This is a genomic window from Actinospica acidithermotolerans (assembly GCF_018139625.1).
Lineage (GTDB): Bacteria > Actinomycetota > Actinomycetes > Streptomycetales > Catenulisporaceae > Actinospica > Actinospica acidithermotolerans.
The window spans coordinates 55104-75899 of record NZ_JAGSOH010000021.1 but is presented as its reverse complement, the minus strand read 5'-3'; the positions used below and the strand labels follow the sequence as shown (position 1 = coordinate 75899).

At 70.0% G+C, this 20796-nt stretch carries 21 protein-coding genes; 10 read left to right on the top strand and 11 right to left on the bottom strand.

Annotated elements, in window-relative coordinates:
* On the top strand, window positions 1-555 hold a 555-nt coding region (locus KDK95_RS10400; RefSeq protein WP_249160822.1), incomplete at its 5' end, for a LysR substrate-binding domain-containing protein.
* A 103-nt stretch (window positions 556-658) separates the two neighbouring features.
* Here the strand turns inward: KDK95_RS10400 and KDK95_RS10395 are convergent.
* Both KDK95_RS10395 and KDK95_RS37645 read right to left on the bottom strand, forming a co-directional pair.
* Entirely contained in the window at window positions 659-1087 is a 429-nt protein-coding gene (locus KDK95_RS10395) for a VOC family protein (protein ID WP_212517863.1), read from the bottom strand.
* A 27-nt stretch (window positions 1088-1114) separates the two neighbouring features.
* On the bottom strand, window positions 1115-2344 hold the full coding sequence (locus KDK95_RS37645) for a PucR family transcriptional regulator (protein WP_212517862.1): 1230 nt from the start codon (window positions 2342-2344) through the stop codon (window positions 1115-1117).
* 310 nt (window positions 2345-2654) lie between these two features.
* On the opposite strand from KDK95_RS37645, the gene KDK95_RS10385 reads away from it, so the two are divergent.
* On the top strand, window positions 2655-3593 hold the full coding sequence (locus KDK95_RS10385) for an esterase/lipase family protein (RefSeq protein WP_212517861.1): 939 nt from the start codon (window positions 2655-2657) through the stop codon (window positions 3591-3593).
* A 289-nt stretch (window positions 3594-3882) separates the two neighbouring features.
* Here the strand turns inward: KDK95_RS10385 and KDK95_RS10380 are convergent, their stop codons facing one another.
* The 7 genes from KDK95_RS10380 to KDK95_RS10350 all read right to left on the bottom strand — a co-directional run bounded on the left by KDK95_RS10380 (window position 3883) and on the right by KDK95_RS10350 (window position 8654).
* Window positions 3883-4860, bottom strand: a complete 978-nt coding sequence (locus KDK95_RS10380) for an aldo/keto reductase (protein WP_212517860.1) — start codon at window positions 4858-4860, stop codon at window positions 3883-3885.
* A 33-nt stretch (window positions 4861-4893) separates the two neighbouring features.
* On the bottom strand, window positions 4894-5277 hold the full coding sequence (locus tag KDK95_RS10375; protein ID WP_212517859.1) for a DUF2255 family protein: 384 nt from the start codon (window positions 5275-5277) through the stop codon (window positions 4894-4896).
* A gap of 2 nt (window positions 5278-5279) precedes the next feature.
* Window positions 5280-5636, bottom strand: coding sequence for a carboxymuconolactone decarboxylase family protein (locus KDK95_RS10370; protein ID WP_212517858.1), 357 nt, complete (start codon window positions 5634-5636; stop codon window positions 5280-5282).
* A 341-nt stretch (window positions 5637-5977) separates the two neighbouring features.
* The gene (locus tag KDK95_RS10365; RefSeq protein ID WP_212517857.1) at window positions 5978-6478 is read right to left on the bottom strand and encodes a GNAT family N-acetyltransferase; all 501 of its coding nucleotides are present in this window, start codon (window positions 6476-6478) and stop codon (window positions 5978-5980) included.
* Between the two features lie 83 nt (window positions 6479-6561).
* Window positions 6562-7335, bottom strand: coding sequence for a hypothetical protein (locus KDK95_RS10360; RefSeq protein WP_212517856.1), 774 nt, complete (start codon window positions 7333-7335; stop codon window positions 6562-6564).
* Window positions 7332-7859 carry a SigE family RNA polymerase sigma factor gene (locus tag KDK95_RS10355; RefSeq protein ID WP_212517855.1) on the bottom strand — a complete coding sequence of 176 codons (528 nt, stop codon included), beginning with the start codon at window positions 7857-7859 and terminating at the stop codon, window positions 7332-7334. Before KDK95_RS10355 ends, KDK95_RS10360 begins: the two co-directional genes overlap by 4 nt.
* 93 nt (window positions 7860-7952) lie before the next feature.
* Window positions 7953-8654: a hypothetical protein gene (locus KDK95_RS10350; protein ID WP_212517854.1), complete on the bottom strand. Its 702-nt coding sequence runs from the start codon at window positions 8652-8654 to the stop codon at window positions 7953-7955.
* A gap of 414 nt (window positions 8655-9068) precedes the next feature.
* Between KDK95_RS10350 and fusA the strand changes: the two genes are divergently transcribed.
* The 3 genes from fusA (at window position 9069) to KDK95_RS10335 (ending at window position 13085) form a co-directional block, all read left to right on the top strand.
* A complete protein-coding gene (fusA, locus tag KDK95_RS10345; RefSeq protein WP_212517853.1) occupies window positions 9069-11201 on the top strand; it encodes an elongation factor G in 2133 nt (710 codons plus the stop codon).
* A gap of 314 nt (window positions 11202-11515) precedes the next feature.
* Window positions 11516-12448, top strand: coding sequence for a LacI family DNA-binding transcriptional regulator (locus KDK95_RS10340; protein WP_212517852.1), 933 nt, complete (start codon window positions 11516-11518; stop codon window positions 12446-12448).
* Window positions 12449-12452: 4 nt separating this feature from the next.
* On the top strand, window positions 12453-13085 hold the full coding sequence (locus KDK95_RS10335) for a TetR/AcrR family transcriptional regulator (protein WP_212517851.1): 633 nt from the start codon (window positions 12453-12455) through the stop codon (window positions 13083-13085).
* Here KDK95_RS10335 and KDK95_RS10330 read toward each other — a convergent pair.
* On the bottom strand, window positions 13051-14397 hold the full coding sequence (locus tag KDK95_RS10330; protein WP_212517850.1) for a hypothetical protein: 1347 nt from the start codon (window positions 14395-14397) through the stop codon (window positions 13051-13053). The two genes, KDK95_RS10335 and KDK95_RS10330, sit on opposite strands and share 35 nt — an antisense overlap.
* A 212-nt stretch (window positions 14398-14609) precedes the next feature.
* On the opposite strand from KDK95_RS10330, the gene KDK95_RS10325 reads away from it, so the two are divergent.
* The 5 genes from KDK95_RS10325 to KDK95_RS10305 all read left to right on the top strand — a co-directional run bounded on the left by KDK95_RS10325 (window position 14610) and on the right by KDK95_RS10305 (window position 19110).
* Window positions 14610-15959, top strand: coding sequence for an aminomethyltransferase family protein (locus KDK95_RS10325; protein WP_212517849.1), 1350 nt, complete (start codon window positions 14610-14612; stop codon window positions 15957-15959).
* Window positions 15956-16816 (top strand): methylenetetrahydrofolate reductase, encoded by an 861-nt coding sequence (locus KDK95_RS10320; RefSeq protein WP_212517848.1) that lies wholly within the window; start codon window positions 15956-15958, stop codon window positions 16814-16816. Before KDK95_RS10325 ends, KDK95_RS10320 begins: the two co-directional genes overlap by 4 nt.
* Window position 16817: 1 nt before the next feature.
* Window positions 16818-17729, top strand: coding sequence for a formyltetrahydrofolate deformylase (gene purU, locus KDK95_RS10315; RefSeq protein WP_249160821.1), 912 nt, complete (start codon window positions 16818-16820; stop codon window positions 17727-17729).
* Between the two features lie 86 nt (window positions 17730-17815).
* Complete coding sequence (locus KDK95_RS10310; protein WP_212517847.1) at window positions 17816-18943, top strand: FUSC family protein; 1128 nt, start codon at window positions 17816-17818, stop codon at window positions 18941-18943.
* Window positions 18940-19110: a hypothetical protein gene (locus KDK95_RS10305; protein WP_212517846.1), complete on the top strand. Its 171-nt coding sequence runs from the start codon at window positions 18940-18942 to the stop codon at window positions 19108-19110. The genes KDK95_RS10310 and KDK95_RS10305 overlap by 4 nt, the downstream gene beginning before the upstream one ends.
* A gap of 9 nt (window positions 19111-19119) precedes the next feature.
* Here the strand turns inward: KDK95_RS10305 and KDK95_RS10300 are convergent, their stop codons facing one another.
* Window positions 19120-20538 (bottom strand): cellulose binding domain-containing protein, encoded by a 1419-nt coding sequence (locus tag KDK95_RS10300; protein WP_212517845.1) that lies wholly within the window; start codon window positions 20536-20538, stop codon window positions 19120-19122.
* Window positions 20539-20796 lie beyond the last annotated feature (258 nt).

Here is a 20796-nt window from a genome sequence, read left to right as displayed (position 1 = left end):
GCCCGGACCCACCCGCTGCTCGAACCCCGTATCACCGAACTGGATCCTGCCGCCGTCCCGGCCGCCCTGCGCGCGGCAGACCTCGATGTCGCCCTCATCCACGAGTACGACTTCGTCCCCGCCCACGCCGAGCCGGGCCTGAGCAGCCGAGAACTCTTCACCGAACCGCTCTACCTGGCCGCGCCCGAGCCCGGCGCGCTCGGCGACCACAGCCATAGTCCGTGGATCGTCTCGCCGTCCGGGACGCTGTGCCGCACGATGGCGGAGCGGGCGTGCGAGGCGAACGGCTTCAGTCCGCGCGTACGGCACGAAGCCGACGACTTCGACACCGTGCTCGCGCTCGTCGCCCTCGGCCAGGGCGTCGCGATCATTCCCCACCTCGGCGCCCTCGACCCGCCCGCAGGCGTGACCCTCACGCGCCTGCCCGCCTTCCGCCGCACCCAGGTCGCCTACCGAACCGGCGCCGCCGGCCACCCCGCGATCGCCGCCGTCACCCGCGCGCTTCGCGACGCCGTCCCCGCCGACCTACGGTCCGAAGCCGGTCAAGAACCCTGATCGCTCTCAACGTCCCTTTTCCACGAAAGGGCCCCGCACGCGCTCGTACCACGTGCGGGGCCGGCACCGCATTATTCTGGTCCTGCCACTGGCTGACGGCGCCTCAGTCGAGGCAGAACTCGTTGCCCTCGATGTCCTGCATCGGGATGCACGCATCGTCGCCGCCGTCGTACAACGTGGTGACATGCACCGCGCCGAGGGGAAGCAGCCGCGCGCATTCGGCCTCCAGCGCGGCGAGACGCTCCTCGCCGCGCAGCCCGGTGCCGACGCGCACGTCGAGGTGCACGCGGTTCTTCGCGGTCTTGCCCTCGGGGACGCGCTGGAAGTACAGCCGCGGGCCCACGCCTGAGGGATCGACGCAGGCGAACCAGGAATCGCGCTCCTCGGCCGGCTGCGCGGACTGGTACTCCTCCCACGTGGCGAAACCCCGCGGGGGCGGCGCGACGTAGCCCAGCACCTCGCACCAGAAGCGGGCGAGACGTTCGGGTTCCGCACAGTCGAACGTGACTTGGACCTGCCTGATCGGCGACATGGGGTCCACCATAACGGCGACCCGAACTCAGATCCCGTCAATATTCGCGAACAGCGCCCGGCCCCGCAGCGCCACCTCCATCTCGAAGCGCGTCTCGGGGTCCGCCAGCGCCTCCCCGAACAGGTCCTGCAGGCGGTGCAGCCGACTGCGCGCGGTCTGCGGGTGGATGCCGAGGCGCGCGGCGACCTGCGGCGCGCTGCCGCGGTTCGTCTCGAGCCACGCGGTCAACGTCGCTTCGAGGCGCTCGCGCTGCTTGGCCGTCATGGCGGACAGCGGCGCGAGGCGGCGCTCGCCGATCAGCCGGACGAGGGCCTCGTCGCCGAGCAGGAGCAGCGCGGGAAGCCGGCGGTCGCAGACGATCGGGGCCCGCTCGAGGAGGCGCTCGGGTAGCCGTTCGCGTGCGATCCGGGCCCAGCGCAGCGAATCAGCGGCCGCGTCCAGCGGCACGATCGGACCGAGCACGGCCCGGTGCGCGCCGAGGAACTCGAGAATCTCCGGCTTGCCGAGCCAGACCTCAGGTTCGGGCAGGAGGAGATACGGGCTCGGCGCCGAGAGGTCGGTCAGCGCCGCCTCCGGCAGCAGCCGGGTGCCCGCGCGCTCGACGGCGTCCGCGTGCTCCTGCGGATCGGGCTCGTCCGGCCTGCTCGCGGCCGGTCCGAGCGCCGCGCACGCGACGACGTTCGGCAACGCCCAGTCGGCCGCCTCCGCCGCCGCTTCGAGCAGCGTCCGATCGGCGCGCCGGAGCACGAGTTCCAGCAGGTTGCGGCGCCGGAGCCGGGTCTGCGCGATGTCCGCCTTGGCGCTCGCGTATCCGAGCACGGACGCGGTCGCGATCTGGTCGACGTGCGTGAACACGGCCTCGGCGAGCTCGATCATCTGATCGGGCCGCATGCCCACGCGCCTGGCCACCCGCGCATACCGGCGCCACGCGAGGCGTCCGCCGAGCCGAAGCGCCGACTGCAGCGAGTCCATGCTGCGGCCCTCGGCCAACTCGCTGCGGCCGAGCCCCCGGTAGACCTGGGCGCGGTCCTCGACCGGGCTGCCCCGGCCCTCGACCTCGTCCGCGAACTCGACCAGCGCCGTTTCGACCCCGTGCAGCAGCCCGGTGCTGAACAGCGAGTCGAGCGGACGGTCGTACTCCGGGATCATCAGCCGGATCTCGCGCAGGATCTCCGCGGCCAGGCTGGGGATCTCCCGCCGCAGCTGCTCGACGAAGCCGCGCGGCAGCACGGGCAGGGCGACGCGATCGCGGGCCACCGGCACCTCCGCTCCGGGCGGCAACAGCCGTATCCGCAGACTTCTACGCGCGGGTAAGTTACCGGTGAGTTTGCGCCCGGATGACCGTCCGGTCAACAAGCCCGCGCGTACCGGCACCGGCCCGGCGGCGGAAACACTCACCCGCGTGAGCACTCCGGTCCGCGGGCCGCGGCCGTTCCTATCAGGCCGCGCAGTCGTTCTCCAGGACGCGGGCCGCCTCCGTTGACGACCCGGGGGCCCGCTCTTAGCGTCCACTGCGGCTCGGCGTCCCACGCCCTGCCTGGTCCGCGACTCAAAGGAGAGTCAACCCATGCGAATCATCGTCAGGGCAGCCGCCGTAGGCGCGGCGTTGCTCGGCGCGGCCGGGCTCGCGCTCGGCGGCGCGTCCCCAGCTTCGGCGGCCGGCATCACCTACCCGGTGAACTACAGCTTCGCGAGCGGCTTCGTGGCCGGCTTCCTGGAGCCGAACACGCCGCCGGCCGGGGCGAACGACTGGAGCTGCAAGCCGAGCGCCGCGCATCCGTACCCGGTCGTCCTGGTGCACGGCACCTTCGAGAACGAGAACGACGACTGGGGCGCCGCCTCCCCGCTGCTGGCGGACAACGGCTACTGCGTCTTCGCGTTCGATTACGGCGGCGCGACGGCGGCCTCCGCCATCCAGGGCACCGGCGAGATCGCGGCGAGCGCGGCGCAGCTCGAGACGTTCGTCCACCAGGTCCTCGCGGCCACCGGCGCGTCGAAGGTGGACCTCGTCGGCCACTCCCAGGGCGGCATGATGCCGCGCTACTACATCAAGAACCTGGGCGGCGCGAGCACGGTGAACACCCTCGTCGCCCTGGCCCCGAGCAACAACGGCACGACCCTCGACGGCATCACCGAGCTCGGCGACGCGCTCGGCATCCTCGAACCGGCCAACGACTTCCTCTCGCTCAGCTGCGAGGCCTGCGTCGAGCAGGAGGCGGGCTCGCCGTTCCTCACCGCCCTGAACTCGGGCGCCGAGACTCTGCCCGGCGTGAACTACACGGTGATCGAGACAAAGTACGACGAGGTCGTCACGCCGTACACCAACGCATTCCTGCCGGCGGCATCCAACGTGACGAACATCCTCCTGCAGAACCAGTGCGGCCTCGACGCGAGCGATCACCTCGAGATCGCCTACGACCCGATCGCGATGGTCGACATGCTCAACGCCCTCGACCCCGCGCACCCGCAGCCCGTCCCCTGCGAAGTCGTACTCCCCGTCGCCTGACGAAACCCGACCCGACTCGCCGTCGGGCCCGACCACCGCGATGCGGCGGTCGGGCCCGACAGTGTCAATCAGCCTTGGCCCGTCAGTATCAATCAGCCTTCGATAGTCGCGACGCGGCAGTCAGGCCAGTCAGCATAAATCAGCCCTTGGGCCCGTCATGTATCAATCAGCCTTCGATAGTCGCTACGCGGCAGTCAGGCCCGTCAGCATAAATCAGCCTTCGGTTTTCGAGGCGATCGTCGTCAGGCCCGACAATATCAATTACCCTTCGATATCAATTACCCCTCGATCACCGCTCGATCATCTTCATCTGCGCCTCGTTGTGGTGGGCGCCCGCCGGCTCCCCGAGAGCGGTGAGCGCGGCGATCTGCTCGCTCGTCAGCTCGACGTCGTCTGCGGCGAGGTTCTCCTCCAGACGCGAGACGCGGCGCGTGCCGGGGATCGGGACGATGTGCTCCCCTTGGGACAGCAGCCACGCGATGGCGACCTGCGCGGGCGTGGCGCCGGTCTGCGCGGCGACAACCTCGACCTGTTCGACCAGGCGCAGGTTGTGCTCGAAGTTCCCGTCGGTGAAGCGCGGGTTGTTGTTGCGCGAGTCGTCGGCGGCGAGGTCGGCCCGGGAACGGAGCGCGCCGGTGAGCATGCCGCGGCCCAGCGGCGAGTAGGCGACGAAGCCGATGCCGAGTTCGCGCAGCAGCGGCAGCACGACCGGCTCCTGGTCCCTCGTGAACAGCGAGTACTCGGACTGCAGGGCGGTGACCGGATGCACGGCGTGGGCGCGCCGGATGGTCTCGGGCCCTGCCTCGGACAGCCCGTAGTGCCGGATCTTGCCCTCGGCCACGAGCTGCGCCAGCGTCCCGGCGACGTCCTCGATCGGGGTCTTCGGGTCCACGCGGTGCTGGTAGTAGAGGTCGATGTGGTCGGTGCCCAGGCGGCCGAGCGAGCCCTCCACCGCGGCGCGGATGTTCGCCGGGTCGGAGTCCAGGTTGCCCGGACCGCCGCCGGAGTGCGATACGAGCCCGAACTTCGTGGCGAGGACCACCTCGTCGCGACGGTCCTTGATGGCGCGGCCGACGAGCTCCTCGTTGGTGAAGGGCCCGTAGATCTCCGCCGTGTCGATGAGCGTGGCCCCGAGGTCGAGCGCGCGGTGGATGGTCCGGATCGCTTCGGCGTCGTCGAGTCCGCTGGCGCTGTAGACGCCCGCCATCGTCATCGCGCCCAGGCCGATGCGGCCGACTTCGAGGGTTCCGAGGGTGGTGTGCTTCACGGTTTTGGCCTTCCCTGTTTCCTGCTTCGGGTTCTACTGCGGCGTCAGGCGCATCGTCGTCGCGCGCGCCTCGGCCGCGGTGATCGATGCGACCGGACCGGAGTAGCGGGCGTACTTGGCACGGTAGACGGCGTCGATGCGCTCTTCGAGGCCTTCAGCGTTCTCGACGTCGGTGAACGCGACGTCTCGATCGACGGTCCCCGTGGCGATGTGTCCTTCGTGCCGAGCCCGCGTCGTGCGATACCAGGCACCCTCGCGCCCGCGGACCGACCGGATGTACACGTCGTCGTCGACACGCACGGCCCAGACGGTCCGCGGCCTGCTGAAGCTGCCGTCGGAGCGCCGCGGGGCGACCTCCAGCTCATCGCGCCGTTCGATCTCGGCCAGGTCCCGCCCGCTCCAAGCCGTCGTCGTCATGACTAGTCCTCCTCGGTCTCCGCGGTCTCCTCGTCCTGCTCGGTCTCCTCGACGATTGCCCGCAGGGCGGTGGCCGCGCTCATGGCGCTGGGCCATCCGGCGTAGAAGGCCAGATGGGTGATCGCCTCGGCCAGCTCCTCCCTGCTCAGGCCGTTGGCCAGGGCACGGCGCAGATGAGCGGGGAGCTGTTCGAGCCGGTAGAGCGAGACCAGCGCGGCGACGGTGATCAGGCTGCGGTCGCGCGGCGAGAGCTCAGGGCGCTCCCACACGTCGCCGAACAGGACTTCGTCGGTCAGCTCGACCAGCTTCGGAGCGCTGCCGCCGATCAGCTGCTGCGCGGGAGAGGGGGTTTCCGTCATGCCTCCACCGTTTCACCTCCGCTCCGAATACGCCTCCCACCAGGGGGATTCTGCTGTCCCAGGTACCAGCAGTGCCCCCCACCGCCGGCCGGGACGATGTAGCGTGGCCGGTACGGACGGACGGACGCACGCCGCGAGTTCGCCGACTTCCTCGCAGCCCCCCACCGCCGGCCGGGACGATGTAGCGTGGCCGGTACGGACGGACGGACGCACGCCGCGAGTTCGCCGACTTCCTCGCACTCCCGCCGGGCGAAGCTCACCCCAAGCAGGCCGGTCCGCCCAGCAGATCAGCTCCCTCTTGTCATGACGCGTCGCCCGTCGCCACGGCGAGGCCGCCCGGCTTATTCCACCAGCTCATAGACGCGCAGGCCGCGCGCATTGAGACGCCCTTCCTCCCACGTGAATCCCAACCGCCGCGCGACCCGCTGTGACACGACGTTCTCCGGCCGGATCAGCGCGAGCACCGGCAGCGTCCCGTGCCCGGCCGCTCCGCGGACCTCCAGCGCCGCCCGCGTCGCCTCGACCGCGTAGCCCTTGCCTCGCTCGGAGGCGACGATGTGGTAGTAGACGTTGAGGTTGTCGGTGCTGTCGAGCGATCCGAACCGCACCCCGGCGATCCCGATCGCGGGCCCTCGGCCATCGCCCAGCCGCACCAGGTGGTAGCCGATGCCCTCGTTCGCCCAGTCGGAGCCGAACTTGCCCATCGCCTCCGTCAGGAACGGTGTCGGCCATGGGGCGTCCGAGGCGCGTTCCGCCGCTGTGCGATTGTCGCTGAGCTCGTAGAAGAATGCTGCGTCGTCAGGGCCCAGCGGTGACAGGGTCAGGTTCGTGGTCGTCAGCATGGCGCGACGCTAACAGCCTCGGACCATGAAATGGCGTGCAAGCGCAGCAATTAGGGTTCGTACGGCGGCCAGCCGGGCCCGCGTCAACCGGTCACGACATCCCCCCGACTGTCGTAGCCGGTGATCTGCGTGAAGTCCGCCGAGCTCGTGACGTGATCCGCTGCTGGAATCCACACCGCATAGGCACCGGTCTCCGGCGAGCCCGGCACCGCGACCACGGCGGCGTCGTACGTATGTCCCCGAACCTTGACGGAGACCTTGGCGACATCACCGCTGACGAAGCCGATCGCCACCGGCGTACCCGGGTCAACGGTGCTCTGCGAATTCACCATCGGAGCGAGGACCGTAGGTACGGTCGCAGACAGCTCGTACGGCCGATTCGCGCACGTGTAATACGAGCTTTCCTTCCTGCTGCCGGTCACATTGGCGATTCCGTAACAGATCTGCGGTCCGGCACGCCACGCTACAGCGTCCAGCGTGGATCCCGTCTTTCCGTTAGAACGCGAGCTGATGATGGTGACGTGGCCGCCCGTGCCCGCAAGCGCCGAGTCCAGGAACGACTGACTCGACGTGGTCGACGGCGTCGCGCTGACGACCTCCGTGCTCCGCGAGGAGGCCGGCGCGAGGTACGCCGCTGAGGCCCCGAGCACACAGACCGCCGCCGCCGCGACGGCCCCCGCGAGCACCGTCCGGTTGCGCCGCATCCGGCGCCCGCTGCTCATGACCGCCTCGATGTCGACCGTCAGCACACGCTCATCCCGGAAGTGGAGGTTCACGGGAAGTGGCTCGTCCTCGTCCTCGTCCTCGAACTCGAACTCGAACTCGAGCTCGAACCCGGGCTCGTACTCGCTGCTCATGATCTCTTCCCTTCACGTGCGAGGTGCTGGTCTTCCCGGAGCTTGGCGAGCGCGCGGAAGACGGTCGTGCGAACCGTCGCCGCCGCGACGCCCAGTTCCAGCGCGATCTCCTCGGTCGAGAGGTCGTAGAAGTACTTCAGCGCAACGGCCGCCCGCTCCCGCTGCGTCAAACCCCCGAGCGCACGCAGCACCGCGTCCCGCTCGGCGTTCTCCTCCGACACGCTCTCCCGCGTCGCACGGTCGGCGTAATCGGCCGACTCCTCGACCGGCGACTCCTTCCAGATCCCGCGCCGCCACCGGTCCCGGTGACCGTTGACGATGCAGCGCCGCGCATATGCCTCGGGATGACCGCCCCGCAGCTTCGGCCACGACGCGAACACCTTCGCGTAGGCATGCTGAACGAGATCCTCCGCATGCCCAAGATCCCTGGTCAGCAGCTCGGCGAACTTGATCAGCCTCGTCTGAGACCCGATCACGAAGTCGCGGAACTCGCCGGCCGCCACTTCATCGAGTGCCCGTCGCACCTACCCCTCCGATCCCTACGCCGGTGCGGCAGAGCCGCTCACCCTTAATCAACGCAGTCTCGGTGGCAAGTGTTCTACCGGTACGGGGGCGCTCTACCGGTATTGCGGCCTCGCCGGTTTGATCGCGTGGTCGGCGGCGGTGGTTATCCCGATCAGCAGGGGAACGAGGGCGACGCAGACGGCGGCGATGAAGATCTGCGTCTGGATCAGCGCTTCCCGGTTGTTCCCCAGGCTCTGGCCCGCCGGGGTCATCCAGTCGCCGAGCAGGTCGAACAGCATGCCGAGGGTCGCCACGGCGCAGGCGAACGCGGCGAGAAAGAGAGTGAACGTGATGAGCCCGCGGACGAATCCCATGCCCACACCGATGGCGACGAGGTAGATGACGATCACCGCCGCCTCGGTGCCCACCGTCCAGCTCGCCGCGGGCGGCCAGGTCGCGCTCGACATGATGCTTTCGACGGCCCGCCAGGAGGTGATCCCGTTCTGGTTCGTCCGGTAGATGATGACAAGAGCGTTGATGAGCAGGGCCATCGTGTAGGACAGGGCCACGACGAGCGCCGAGTAGACGGCCAGCAGCGCGGCGGCCCGCTTCCGCTCCCCGATCGTCCGCCTGATCGCCTCCGTGAGCTCCCTGCCCGACCGCGCCGCCTCCGCCCAGCTCTTGGCGACTCCCTGCAATCCCAGCAACCAAACGACGATGCCGACCAACAGGGCCGGAACGCCCAGATGCAGTGCCAGGTAAACGACGACTTGCTGCGGGCTCGGCGGCGTCGGCAGCTGAAGGGCAACAGGCATACGTCATCCTTGGAATCGGGGGAGTCTCCCCTCCCGGCCCGACGAATCTGAGCTGATTGTCCCCCTCGCAAGGCCTTCACGTCCGGTGATTGGAGGAACTGCCGGGCCGCGCACCTCGTCTCCGCGGAAATGTCTCCGCGGAAATTCGGTTCCGCCGGCGATACGCGGTGCCCTACTGTCGTTCGCAGGTGCCCGCGGCTCTGCGGACGGGCTTTCGGAACGGGAGGGGCTGACGATGCGCGCGTGTCTCGCGGTGCACGCCTCCCGTGCTCGCTTCGAGGTGATCCTGGTGTCTCCGCCCGCTCGGCGCGGGCTGCGCGGCCAGCGCTGGGGACTGTCCGGACGCGGTCTCTGACCGGGTGTCCGGCGAAATCGCGCCGCCCTGATTCGGAGCGATCTTAAGGACATCAGATCATGCGACACGACCCTTCCCGGCCTCAACCTGCCGCCCTCATTCGCAACCTCGGAATCCTCGCGCATGTGGACGCGGGAAAGACCACTGTCACCGAGCGGATGCTGTTCGCGGCGGGCGTCGTGCACAAGCGCGGCGAGGTCCACGACGGCACGACCGTCACCGACTTCGACCCGCAGGAGCGCGATCGCGGCATCACGATCTTCGCCGCGGCGGTGAGCTGCGGCTGGAACGGGCATCGGCTGAACCTGATCGACACGCCCGGGCACGTCGACTTCTCCGACGAGGTGGAGCGCTCGCTGCGGGTGCTCGACGGCGCGGTCGCCGTGTTCGACGCGGTCGCGGGTGTCGAGCCGCAGAGCGAGGCCGTGTGGCGGCGCGCCGATCGGTACGGCGTGCCGCGGATCGCGTTCGTCAACAAGATGGACCGCGCCGGCGCCGACCTCGACGCCGCGCTGGCCTCGATCCGCGAGCGGCTGCACCCGCTGCCGCTCGCCGTTCAGCTGCCGATCGGGTCGGAGGCCGCGTTCACCGGCGTCGTCGATCTGCTGCGGATGCGGGCCACGCTGTGGGCCGACGGTTCCGGCGACCCGCGGGATTCGGCGATCCCGGAGGCGTTGGTCGAGCCGGCACGTGACCGCAGGCATGCGTTGGAAGAGGCGGTGGCCGAGCGGCATCCGGCAGCGTTCGACGAGTTCGTCGAGCAGTCGCAGGTGTCTGAGGAGACGCTGCGCGCCGCGCTGCGTGATCTGACGATCTCGGGTGAGGTCGTCGTCGTGCTCTGCGGAGCGGCCTACCGAAACCGAGGGATCGAACCGTTGCTCGACGCCGTCGTGGACTACCTGCCGTCTCCGTTGGACCGGCCGCCGGTCAGCGGCGTCAGCGGTATCAGCGACGTCGGTGACCTCGGTGACCCAAATGACAACGGTGACGACGTGAGCCGCGCCGCCGATCCGGCGCAGCCATTGGCCGCCTTGGCGTTCAAGGTGCAGTCGACCGGCACCGGCCGGCTCACCTACCTGCGCCTTTACTCGGGCACGCTGCGCAAGGGCGACTCCGTACTCGACGTCGGCACACGCCGCGTCGAGCGGATCGGCCGAGTGCTGCAGGTCCAGGCGGATCGGCACACGGAGGTGCCGCAGGCGGTCGCGGGCGACATCGTCGCGGTGGTCGGGCTGAAGTCGGCGCGGGTGGGGGCGACACTGTGCGCTCCCGAAGCGCCGATCCTGCTCGAGCCGCCGACATCTACGGAGCCGGTGGTCTCGGTTGCCGTCGAGGCGGCGCGCAACGCGGACACGGAGAAGCTCGCCGTGGCGCTCGCGCAGGCCGTCGAGGCAGATCCGTCGCTCGTCGTGCGCGCCGACCGGGAGACCGGGCAGACGCTGCTGTCCGGACTTGGTGAGCTGCATCTGGAGGTGGTACTGGAGAAGATCCGCCGCGATCGCGGCGTCGACGTGCGCGCGGGACGGCCGCAGGTGGCCTACCGCGAGGCGGTCGTGCAGGGCGTGTCAGGGCTCATCTACCGGCACGTCAAGCAGGACGGCGGCTCGGGCCAGTTCGCGCACATCGTGCTCGACGTCGAACCGCTGACGGACCATGTCGGCGACGTCGGGTTCGCCTTCGAGTCGACGGTCACGGGCGGACGCGTGCCGCGCGAGTTCATCCGAGCGGTGGAGGCCGGCGTTCGCGATGCACTGGCTTCGGGCCCGAAGGGCGGTCACCCGGTCACCGGCCTGCGCGTCACCCTCACGGATGGCGCCACGCACGTGAAGGACTCCTCCGAGCTCGCGTTCCGCGCGGCGGGCCGCTTCGGCGCGGAGGCGGCGTTGCGGGCCAGTGAACTCGCGGTGCTGGAACCGATCGCCGAGGTGACGGTCACGGCGCCGGAGGACGCGGTCGGCACGGTGCTCGGCGACCTGTCCGCACGACGTGCCCGGATCACGGCGTCGACCGTGCGCGGCGGCAGTGTGACTGTGACGGCTATGGTCCCGCTCGCCGAGGTGTTCGGCTATGCGACCGCGCTACGCAGCCGGACGCAGGGCCGCGGCACGTTCACCGCCACGCCGGCCGGCTACGCGCCGGCGCCGACATCGGCGGTCGCCGCCACAGCTGCGGCCGCGCGCCAGAACCGGTGACCTGACCGAGCGTGCTCCCGCTCCGCGCCTGCGCCCGCATCCGCATCGAAGCGGAGCGGATGCGGAGCGGGAGCACGTCGCGCCCCTCGCCGCCGGGCATGCGCGGCCGGGCCCCCGAGCATGCACGGCTGAGCCGCCGGCAGTCTGGGCCGCCGATTCTCCAGCGGCTCACCGCGATCGAGCAGCCGGTCTTCACTGCGAACGGCGACGACGTTCGCATGCTCCGCGAACACTGAGGTTGCACGTCTGGCCGATGCCGACGCGGCCTTGTGCTGAGTAGGATTGCTGATTGCGAGAACGCGTTAAGGAGTCAGATGGTCGCGGCCCGGCGGGTCACCCTCAACGACGTCGCCGCGGCGAGCGGGGTCTCGCGGTCCACGGCGGGGTTCGTGCTGGCCAACAACCCGAACCAGACGATCTCCGAAGCCACCCGGAACCGCGTGAGCGCCGCGGCGCGCCGCCTCGGCTACGTGCCCAACGGCGTGGCCAGGGCGCTGCGCGAAGGGTCGTCGCGCGTCGTGGTGCTGGAGATCGACTGGGCTTACGACGGAAACTACGCGAGCAGCTACGTGCGCGGCCTGGACGCCGAGCTCGCCGCGAACGGGCACGAACTGCTGGTCCGGCACGGTCCGCGCAGGCAGCAGGCCACCGAGCGGATCCTCAACGCCATCGCACCCCGCGCCATCCTCCGCTTCGCCGAGCCGTACATCACCGGCCACGAGCTGGAGGACGGAGGCGGCGGCTGGCGCGACGGGCTCGCCGCGCACGTCGCCTTGCAGGTGGGGCACCTCGTCCAGCACGGCCACACCCAGATCGCGCTCGCGCTGCCGGCCGTGCACTCCTCACTGACCGACGTACGCCGGCGCCTCACCCTCCAATGCGCGCAGTCGCTCGGCCTGCCGGCCCCGGCTTGCTTCGACCTGCCGAGCCCGCCCGCCGAAGGGGCGGCGGAGGTCGAACGCTTCCGCCGCGAGCATCCGTCCGTGACCGCGATCGCGGCGTTCACGGACGACGTCGCGCTGCGCGCCCTAGCCGCGCTGCGCCACCTCGGCGTGTCCGTGCCCGCCGATATGGCCGTCATGGGCTACGACGACAACGAGGCCGGCGCCCTGGTCAGTCCGGCGCTCACCTCCGTGCACATCGACGCCGAGGTGCACGGCCGGCTCGCCGCGCGCAACGCTCTCGGCCTCGCCACGGGTGACCTCTCCCCGAAGCCCGGGCACGTCATCGAGCGCGAGTCGGTCTGACTCGATGATGGGCAGCGCATCGAACGGCCGCGACGGCCATCGGCGCACGCAGATCCTGCGTGCCGCCGCGGAGCTGTTCATGGCCGGGGGATACGCGGGCGTGAGCATGGACGACGTGCAGGCGAAGGTCGGCGGCTCCAAATCGACGCTCTACCGGCACTTCGCCGACAAGCTCGACCTGTTCACCTCGGCCGTCGAGATGATGATCGACGAGCGGAACCGGCCGGTGCTCGACTTCCGGCCGAGCGGATCGGATCCGGCGGCCGCGCTCATCGAGTTCGGCCGCCACTTCGCCGCGATCGTGCTCGACCCCGGGGCCATCGCCGTGCACCGGCTGGTCGTCGCCGAGGCCGAGCGCGTGCCCGAGCTCGGCCAAGCGTTCTTCGAGCACGGTCCGCGGCGCGGCATCGAAGCGCTCGGCGGCCATCTGCGCGGCCTGCGCGAGCAGCGGGTCATCGAGGTCGATGACCCGCTGCTCGCCGCCTCGCAGCTCTACCAGGCGATGCTCGGCTCCCTGCAGATGCGGCTGCTGGTCAACGCCCCTCCCGCCCCGACCGAGGACGAGGTGGAACGCAGCATCACCACCGCGGTCGCGACGTTCCTCAGCTCTTGTCGGTCGGGAACGGCCGCTCGATGACCGTCGCGCGGATCGTGGTCTGCGTGTGGGACTCGACCGCGCCGCTCGACCTGGCGCCGTCCGGCTCGCCCCAGACGAGTTCGACCTCGTCGCCGTAGCCGACCTTCGCCGGGTCGATCATGACGATGGAGATCCAGCCGCGCACGTTCGCCGTGTAGCTGCACAGCGTCGACAGGCCCACGAGCTCGCCGCCCCGCTCCACCCGGTCGACCTGGGCCGCGGCGTAGAACGCGGCCGGCATCTCGATGTACTTGAAGCGCTTGTCCCCGGGCTCGTACATGCTCGCGAAGATCTTGGCGACGTCGTCCCGGTTCCAGGCGAGCCAGGCCTTCTTGCGGTGCGGGTCCGAGGCGCGCCGCTCCAGCGCCTCGCGCCCGATGAAGTCGTGGTCGAACTTCAGGATGTGGCCGTACCCGAGATCCCACGGGGTGACGTAGTAGTCCTCGATGTCCTCGGAGACGAAGCTGCCGCCGAGCGAGAGGTGCGCCTCGAACATCCGGCTGTCGAGCCAGTCGCGGTAATCCTTGAAGTGCGTGCTGCTGTAGATCGCCGGGACGGTGTTCGCGATCCAGCCCGACTCGGTCGCCACCGACGCGTACGCGCGGCCGCCGACCTGGCGCACCCCGAACTCGCGTCCGGCCTCGAGGATCGCACCGCGCACGGCGTCGAGTTCGGCGTAGGGGCCGAAGAACTCCAGCCCGGGGAAGCCGGACATGCGGTGGTTGAGCGCGGTCACCTCGTGGCCGCCGACCTTGAACTTCCCCATGGTGAAGAAGGGGATCTCCGGCATCGGGCCGCCGTTGACCTTCTCGAAGATCGCCGCCGCGTTCGGGCCCTGCAGCTGGAGCCGGTAGAGCTCGCGGCCGTGCGGGTTCTGCGCGGTGCGTTCGTCCCGCCGCACGGTCACGTCGTAGCCGCCGGTCTCCGCGTTGTACTGCAGCCAGTTGAGCGCCGGCGGACGCCCGACGATGCGCACGACCTTCTCGGCGAGGCAGAACAGGATGCAGTCGCCGATCATGAAGCCCTCGGGGGAGCAGGCCAGGAGCTGCTTCGCCTTCATCGGCCCGAAACCGGCGAAGCTGTTCGCGCCCACGTCGGAGAGCAGCCGGTAGGTGTCCGGGCCCTCGATCTGCAGGTCCGTCATGTGGTGCGAGAGGTCCATCAGCGCCGCGGTGTTGCGCCAGCTCTCCTGCTCGTCGCGCCAGTTCGTGAACTCCGCCCGGATCGGGAACGGGTAGGCGCCGCTGCGTCCGGATCGCAGCAGCCCGACCGGTCCTCCGGCCGCGCGGATCTCGTCGTTGAGGGTGGCCATCTCTCTCGCCTCCAGGAAACCGTACCGTACAGTACGAGGCACGTTAGGGGCGGCGCGGCGGGCCGACAAGGCGCCGCGGGTCCTGCGTCGTGAAAGCTAAGCTTGACGTCGTTCCCCACTAGATCGATCTAGCGATGGCGCGTAATGTGCTGCCGACGCCCCGATCACTAGATCGTTCTAGTGATGCGGTCTTTCAAGGGAGAAGGAAGCGCATGAGCATGCCCAGCCTGCAGGACGGAATCGACAAGGCCGGATCCGCGGTGAACCTGCTGTGGAAGCCCGGCGCCGCGCCCTGGACGCCCGAGGTCGTCGAGCGCGAATACGAGCACGGCTGGCGCGCCGAGCAGAACGCCTGGCACGAGGGCGTCGCGCTGCTGAACCTCTCGCACCACATGTACGACCTTTTCATCGACGGCCCGGACGCGCTGCGGCTGCTCGCCGACCTCGGCGCCAACAGCTTCGAGAACTTCGCGATCGGCCAGGCCAAGCAGTTCCTCCCGGTGACCGCGCGCGGGAACATCGTGACCGACGGGATCCTGGCCCGCGACGGCGAGGAGTCGTTCACGCTCAGCGGGATCCCGGCCGCGCAGCACTGGGTGCAGTACCACGGCGAGCGCGGCGGCTACGACGTCGCCTTCCGCACCGACCCGTCCTCGGCCTTCCGCAAGCCGGCCGGCGACCCGACGCTGTTCCGCTACCAGGTGCAGGGACCGCGCGCGGCAGAGCTCGTCGAGAGCGTGTTCGGCGGCCCGATGCCCGCCGTGAAGTTCTTCCACTCCGCCCCCGTCGAGCTCGACGGACGCCGGTTCAAGGCCCTGCGTCACGGAATGGCGGGACAGGCCGGCTGGGAGTTCATCGGACCTTGGGAGCACGCCGCGGCCGTCTACGACGCGCTGCTCGCGGCCGGCGAGCCGCTCGGCCTGGTCCGCGTCGGCGCGCTCGCCTACACCACACCCAGCGTGGAAAGCGGCTGGATACCGTCGCCGGTCCCCGGCATCTACACCGATCCCGAGCTCGCCGAATACCGGCGCTACGTGCCGCTGTTCGGCATCGAGGGACAGCGGCCGCTCAACGGCAGCCTCTACTCGCCTGACATCGAGGACTTCTACTGCTCGCCCTACGAGCTCGGCTACGGCAAGATGGTCGCCTTCAACCACGACTTCATCGGCCGCGACGCGTTGGAGAAGGCGAAGGACTCCGTGCGGCGCACGAAGGTGACGCTCGTCTTCGACATCGACGACGCACGCCGTGTCCTCGGCCTCGGCGACGGACTCGAGTTCCACCTCACTTACGCCCGCAACCGGGTCGAGCGCAACGGCGAGCTGGCCGGCGTGACGATGCAGACCGCGAGCATCGACCCGGTCGGCACGATCCTGGCCCTGACGCTGATCGACAAGGAGCACGCCGAGCCCGGCACCGAGGTCGAGGTCGTCTGGGGCGAGCACCCCGGCGCGGGCACCGACCCGAACGCCGACCTCGGCTTCCCGCGGATCCGCGCGACGGTCCAGCCCGCGCCCTTCAACCAGCACGCCCGCACGCTCTACCGGAGGAACGCGCGATGAGCCCGACTCCGGAGACCGCGCTTCGCACCGGCGTGCTGCGCGACTTCTCGCTCGAGATGACCGGCAAGGACGTCACAGGGCTCGAGGATGCCCGGTCCGCGATACCCGCCGGCACGCGCGTCAATGTGACCTACCTCGGCAACGAGGACCCGCAGCTGCGCCTGGACGCCGCACGCGCGGTCCGGCGCCTCGGGTTCGTCCCGGTCCCGCACATCTCCGCCCGCCGGCTGCCCACGCGGGAGACCCTGGAGCAGTACCTCGCCGGACTGCGTGCCGACGGCGCCGGCGAGGACGTGTTCGTGATCGGCGGCGATCCGTCCACGCCGCACGGTCCGTACCCCGACGCGCTCTCCGTCATCCGCAGCGGCCTGCTGCAGGAGTACGGCGTGCGGCACGTCGGGATCAGCGGCTACCCGGAGGGGCATCCGGCGATCGCCGACCACGCGCTGTGGGGCGCGCTCGCCGACAAGCAGGCCGAACTCGAGGCGCAGGGGCTGGCCGGGAGCATCATCACCCAGTTCGGCTTCGACGTGGACGTGGTGCTGGGCTGGGTCCGGCAGGTGCGCGAGGTCGGCATCGACCTGCCCGTGCGCATCGGCGTGCCCGGGCCGGCCGGCGTACGACGCCTGATGTCGTACGCCGCCCGGTTCGGCGTCGGCACCAGCGCGTCGATCGCGAAGAAGTACGGGTTCTCCCTGGCGAACCTGATGGGCACCGCCGGGCCCGACCGCTTTCTGCGCGGGCTCGCGGCGGACTACGACCCGGCCGTGCACGGCGAGGTGAAGGTGCACTTCTACACGTTCGGCGGTATCAAGGCGACCGCCGAATGGGCCGCCCGGTTCAAGGAAGAAGGCTGAGTTGACCGTCACGCTCGACACCCCCGCCGCGCGCACGCAGCCGTCCTCCGGCGGCCGCCGCACCCTCGCCTCGCTGATCGTGCAGGGCGCGGACCGCACCGGCATCGTCTCGGCGGTCGCCGCCGTGCTCGCCCGGCACCAGGCGAACATCGTCTCGCTCGACCAGTACTCGGACGACCCGCTCGGCGGCGCGTTCTTCCAGCGCACCGTGTTCAGCCTGGACAACCTGCCGCTCGTGCTGCCGGAGATCGCACGCGACCTCGACAAGCAGGTCAAGCGGCCGTACGCGCTGGACTACACGCTGCGCGACCTGTCCGTCCCGCTGCGGATGGCGGTGTTCGCGTCCAAGGCGGACCACTGCCTGCTCGATCTGCTCTGGCGCCACCGGCGCGGCGAGCTGCCGGTGAGCATCCCGATGGTGATCTCGAACCACCCGGACATGGCCGAGGAGGTGCGCGGCTTCGGGATCCCGTTCTTCCATGTCCCGTCCGCGGGTCCGGACAAGTCGGCCGCCGAGGCCGAGCATCTCAGGCTCCTGAAGGGCAACGTCGACTTCGTGGTCCTCGCGCGCTACATGCAGATCCTGTCCGGCTCGTTCATCGAGCAGGCGGGGGTGCCCATCATCAACATCCACCACTCGTTCCTGCCCGCCTTCATCGGCGCCGGCCCGTACGCCAAGGCCAAGGAACGCGGCGTGAAGCTGATCGGCGCCACCGCGCACTACGTGACCGAGGACCTCGACGAGGGCCCGATCATCGAACAGGACGTCGTCCGGGTCACGCACGCCGACACCGCCGCCGACCTCATGCGACGCGGCGCCGACGTCGAACGCGCCGTCCTGTCCCGAGCCGTGCTCTGGCACGCCGAGGACCGCGTGATCCGCAGCGGAAACCACACGATCGTCTTCGCCTAGGATGCGCGCGCAGCCGTTCGGGCGGAGAGTGGAAGGCGCGAGCCCGTAGCAGCCTCGGCGACAAACGAGCGAGGGAGTGCGCGCCCATGCAGGCGAACACGGCGGCCGGCCCGACCCTCGGGCGGAAGGTGTCCGGCGAGCTTTCGAGGGTCTTCGCGCCGGATCCCGCCGGGCTCAACTGGCCGCGCGCAATGCTGATCTTGGACATCGCGCTCGTGCCCCTGATCGTGTTCTGGGCGATCGGCCACGAGGTGTACCTGCTCAGCGCGCTGTTCGGCCTGCTGTTCTCGGCGATGGTCGACCCGGGCGGCGGCTTCGGGCACCGTTCGTCGCACGTCGCCGTCTTCGCGCTGCTCGGCGCGGGTTTGACCGCGCTCGGATTCGGCATCGGCGGCGACGACTGGGGCTGGCTGGTGCTGGCGGGCTTCGCGGTCACCCTGCTGGCCGGCCTGGCCGCCGCGCTGGGCATCCACCGGTTCGTCGCGGCCCTGCTGCTGAACCTGTGGTTCATCGTCTGCCTCGGGGTCGCCGCGAGCCTCCACCACACGAGCGTCGTCACGAGCTACACCTGGGCTCAGACGCTCGCGTGGGCCGGGGGAGCGGCGCTGTGGATAGCGGTCACGTTCGCCTGGTGGCTGATCCGCGGACGCGAGGACCGTCCACCGCTCGTCGCCGAGCTCCCCGGCGACACGGCGCGCCGGAGCCTGACCCGGCCGATGATCATGTTCGCGGTGCTCCGCGCCCTGGTCATCGCCGGCACCGCCGCGCTCGCCTTCGGACTGAGCATCTCGCACGGCTACTGGATGCCGATCGCGGCCCTGGTCGCGATGAAGCCGAGCCTCGACCAGGCCACGCTCGTCGCCGCCCAGCGCGTGGCCGGTGCGCTGATCGGCGGCATCGTCGCCGCCCTGGTGCTCCTGATCCCGGCCGACGAACACGGGCTCAGGCTGTTCGCGATCGACCGCGGACTCGAAGTGGTCGCCCTCGTCCTGTTCGCGCACGCGGTCGGAATCCGCTTCTGGAACTACGCCGTCTACTGTGCGGCCATCGCCGCGGGTGTGCTGATACTCGTCGACCTCCCGCAGCCCTCCGACTACGGCGCCGAAGGCGACCGCGTGCTGTGGACGGTGTGCGGTGCCGGCATCGGCGTACTCGTCATGCTCCTCGCGGGCCTGCTCGGCAAGAGGCGGGAAGCCTCCGGCGATCGCACGTGATCACGAACCCGCTCACCGTCACCCTCGACCACGGCCAGGTCACCGAGATCACCGGCGGCGCGTGGACCCCGGCCGTCTACGTGCTCCTGGTCGTCGGCACCGTCATCTGCGGCCGCCTCTGGCGCCTGCTGCCCAGCATGCGGAAAGGGAGCGAAAGCCGGTCCTGATCCCGCTGCTCAGCCGGCCGAGCAGGTCGCGGACGTCGGCGGCGGCCCGCTCCCGTTCACCGTCATACCCCAGCTCGTCGACGCTCCCGCCGCCACAGCGCCGTCGTACGACGCCGCGACGGCGGTGACCGTCTGGCCCGACTGAGCGGTAGTCGCGTTCCACGAGCTCGCGATCGTGTCGGACCCGGGCAGCGCGAGCACGGTCTTCCACGTGGTGGTCGCCGCGGTCCCGGTGTTCGCGACATTGATCGAGACCTGATAACCGCCGGTCCAGCTGGACACGGTCGAGACGGTCGCCGCGCACTGCGCACCAGCGCTCGCCCCCGTCGTTCCTCCCGTCGCCCCGGTGGCCGTTGGACCAGCCGACGAAGAGCTCGTACCGCTGGTACTGGTACTGGCACTGGCACTGGCGCTCGTACTCTGGCTGGCGCTCGCAGTCGGTCCGGTGGAGGTCGTGTACGTCGTCGCCGTGTACGCCGCGCTGCACTGGGTCCCGCAGGAGGACGGCATCGAGAACGAGTACACCTCGCCGTTGTTGAGCAGGCTGTCGGAGGCGTCGATCACCTGGATCTCGTACTGGCTGCCGCCGCTGGTCGTCGGGGCGATGATGTAGTCGTCGCCCATGTCGCTGTCCATCGTGCCGGACTGCCACGTGCCGTTCGCGTAGTAGCGCACACCGTGGATTCCGTTGGGCAGGTGCGAGATCGCGATCGCCGACCACCACGCCTGCGCGCCCTGGATGAACCCGATGTTGATGTCACCGCTGTAGTTCGGCGCCGACACGAACTGCCAGCTGACCTGCCGGTTGTTCCACTTGCCCGGCAGGCCGGCGGTCGTTGCGCCGTTGAGCAGGAACTGGCTCAGCGAGTTCTGCGCGAGATCCACGTGGTACGGGTCGTCGCGGCACCACGCGTTGGCGTCCGCGCAACTGTCCGCGACGACGAACGTGAGCGTGGCGCCGTTGTACTGGTCCGCGACCCAGGAGCCGTTGCGGCAGAACGATTCGTTCTGCGCGCCGTCGTTGGTGCCCGTGCAGTAGTCACCGATGGTGACCTGCACGTAGCGGCCGCAGTTGAGTCCGTTGTCGAACATGCCCGTCATCGACGCGTCGGCCGCCGGAATAGGCCGCGGCTCGCTGCCGTAGTTGCCCGGCGTGTTGTAGACGTTCAGCGCGAGGAAGTCCTGCGTATCCAGGTCCGCCTGCGGCAGCCCGCAGCCGCCGTACGGCGAGCCGAGCCCGGAGAAGTAAGTGGCGTTCCCGGTGACCGGCGAACCGCTGCCGGTCACGTCCAGCGCGTCCGCGGGCGCCGAACCCGCGATCACCGCCATCGCGGCCAGCCCCACGGCGCAGAGGACGGCGATCAGCGTACGAATGCTGACGGCGGTGGCGTGGCGCCCCCGCACGGACGCATGAGTTCGGCTACGCATCGGCAGGTTCCCCGCATCTCCTCGCGACGGGTCGGATGCCGGAATGGTCGCGCCGGGCGCGGGACTATGTCAAAAGTCTGTGAAACTTTCAACGCGCCAACACACGGGATGCGGCCTGCGCCCACGGCGGATCCAGGTGCATCATTGCCTGGTGAACGCTTGGATACGCACGCAGTCGCTACCGAAGCTCTTCCTCGTCTCCGCGGGCATCGTGCTCGTGCCGTTAGCGGTCGTGCTAAGCGCCTTCACACTGCTGAT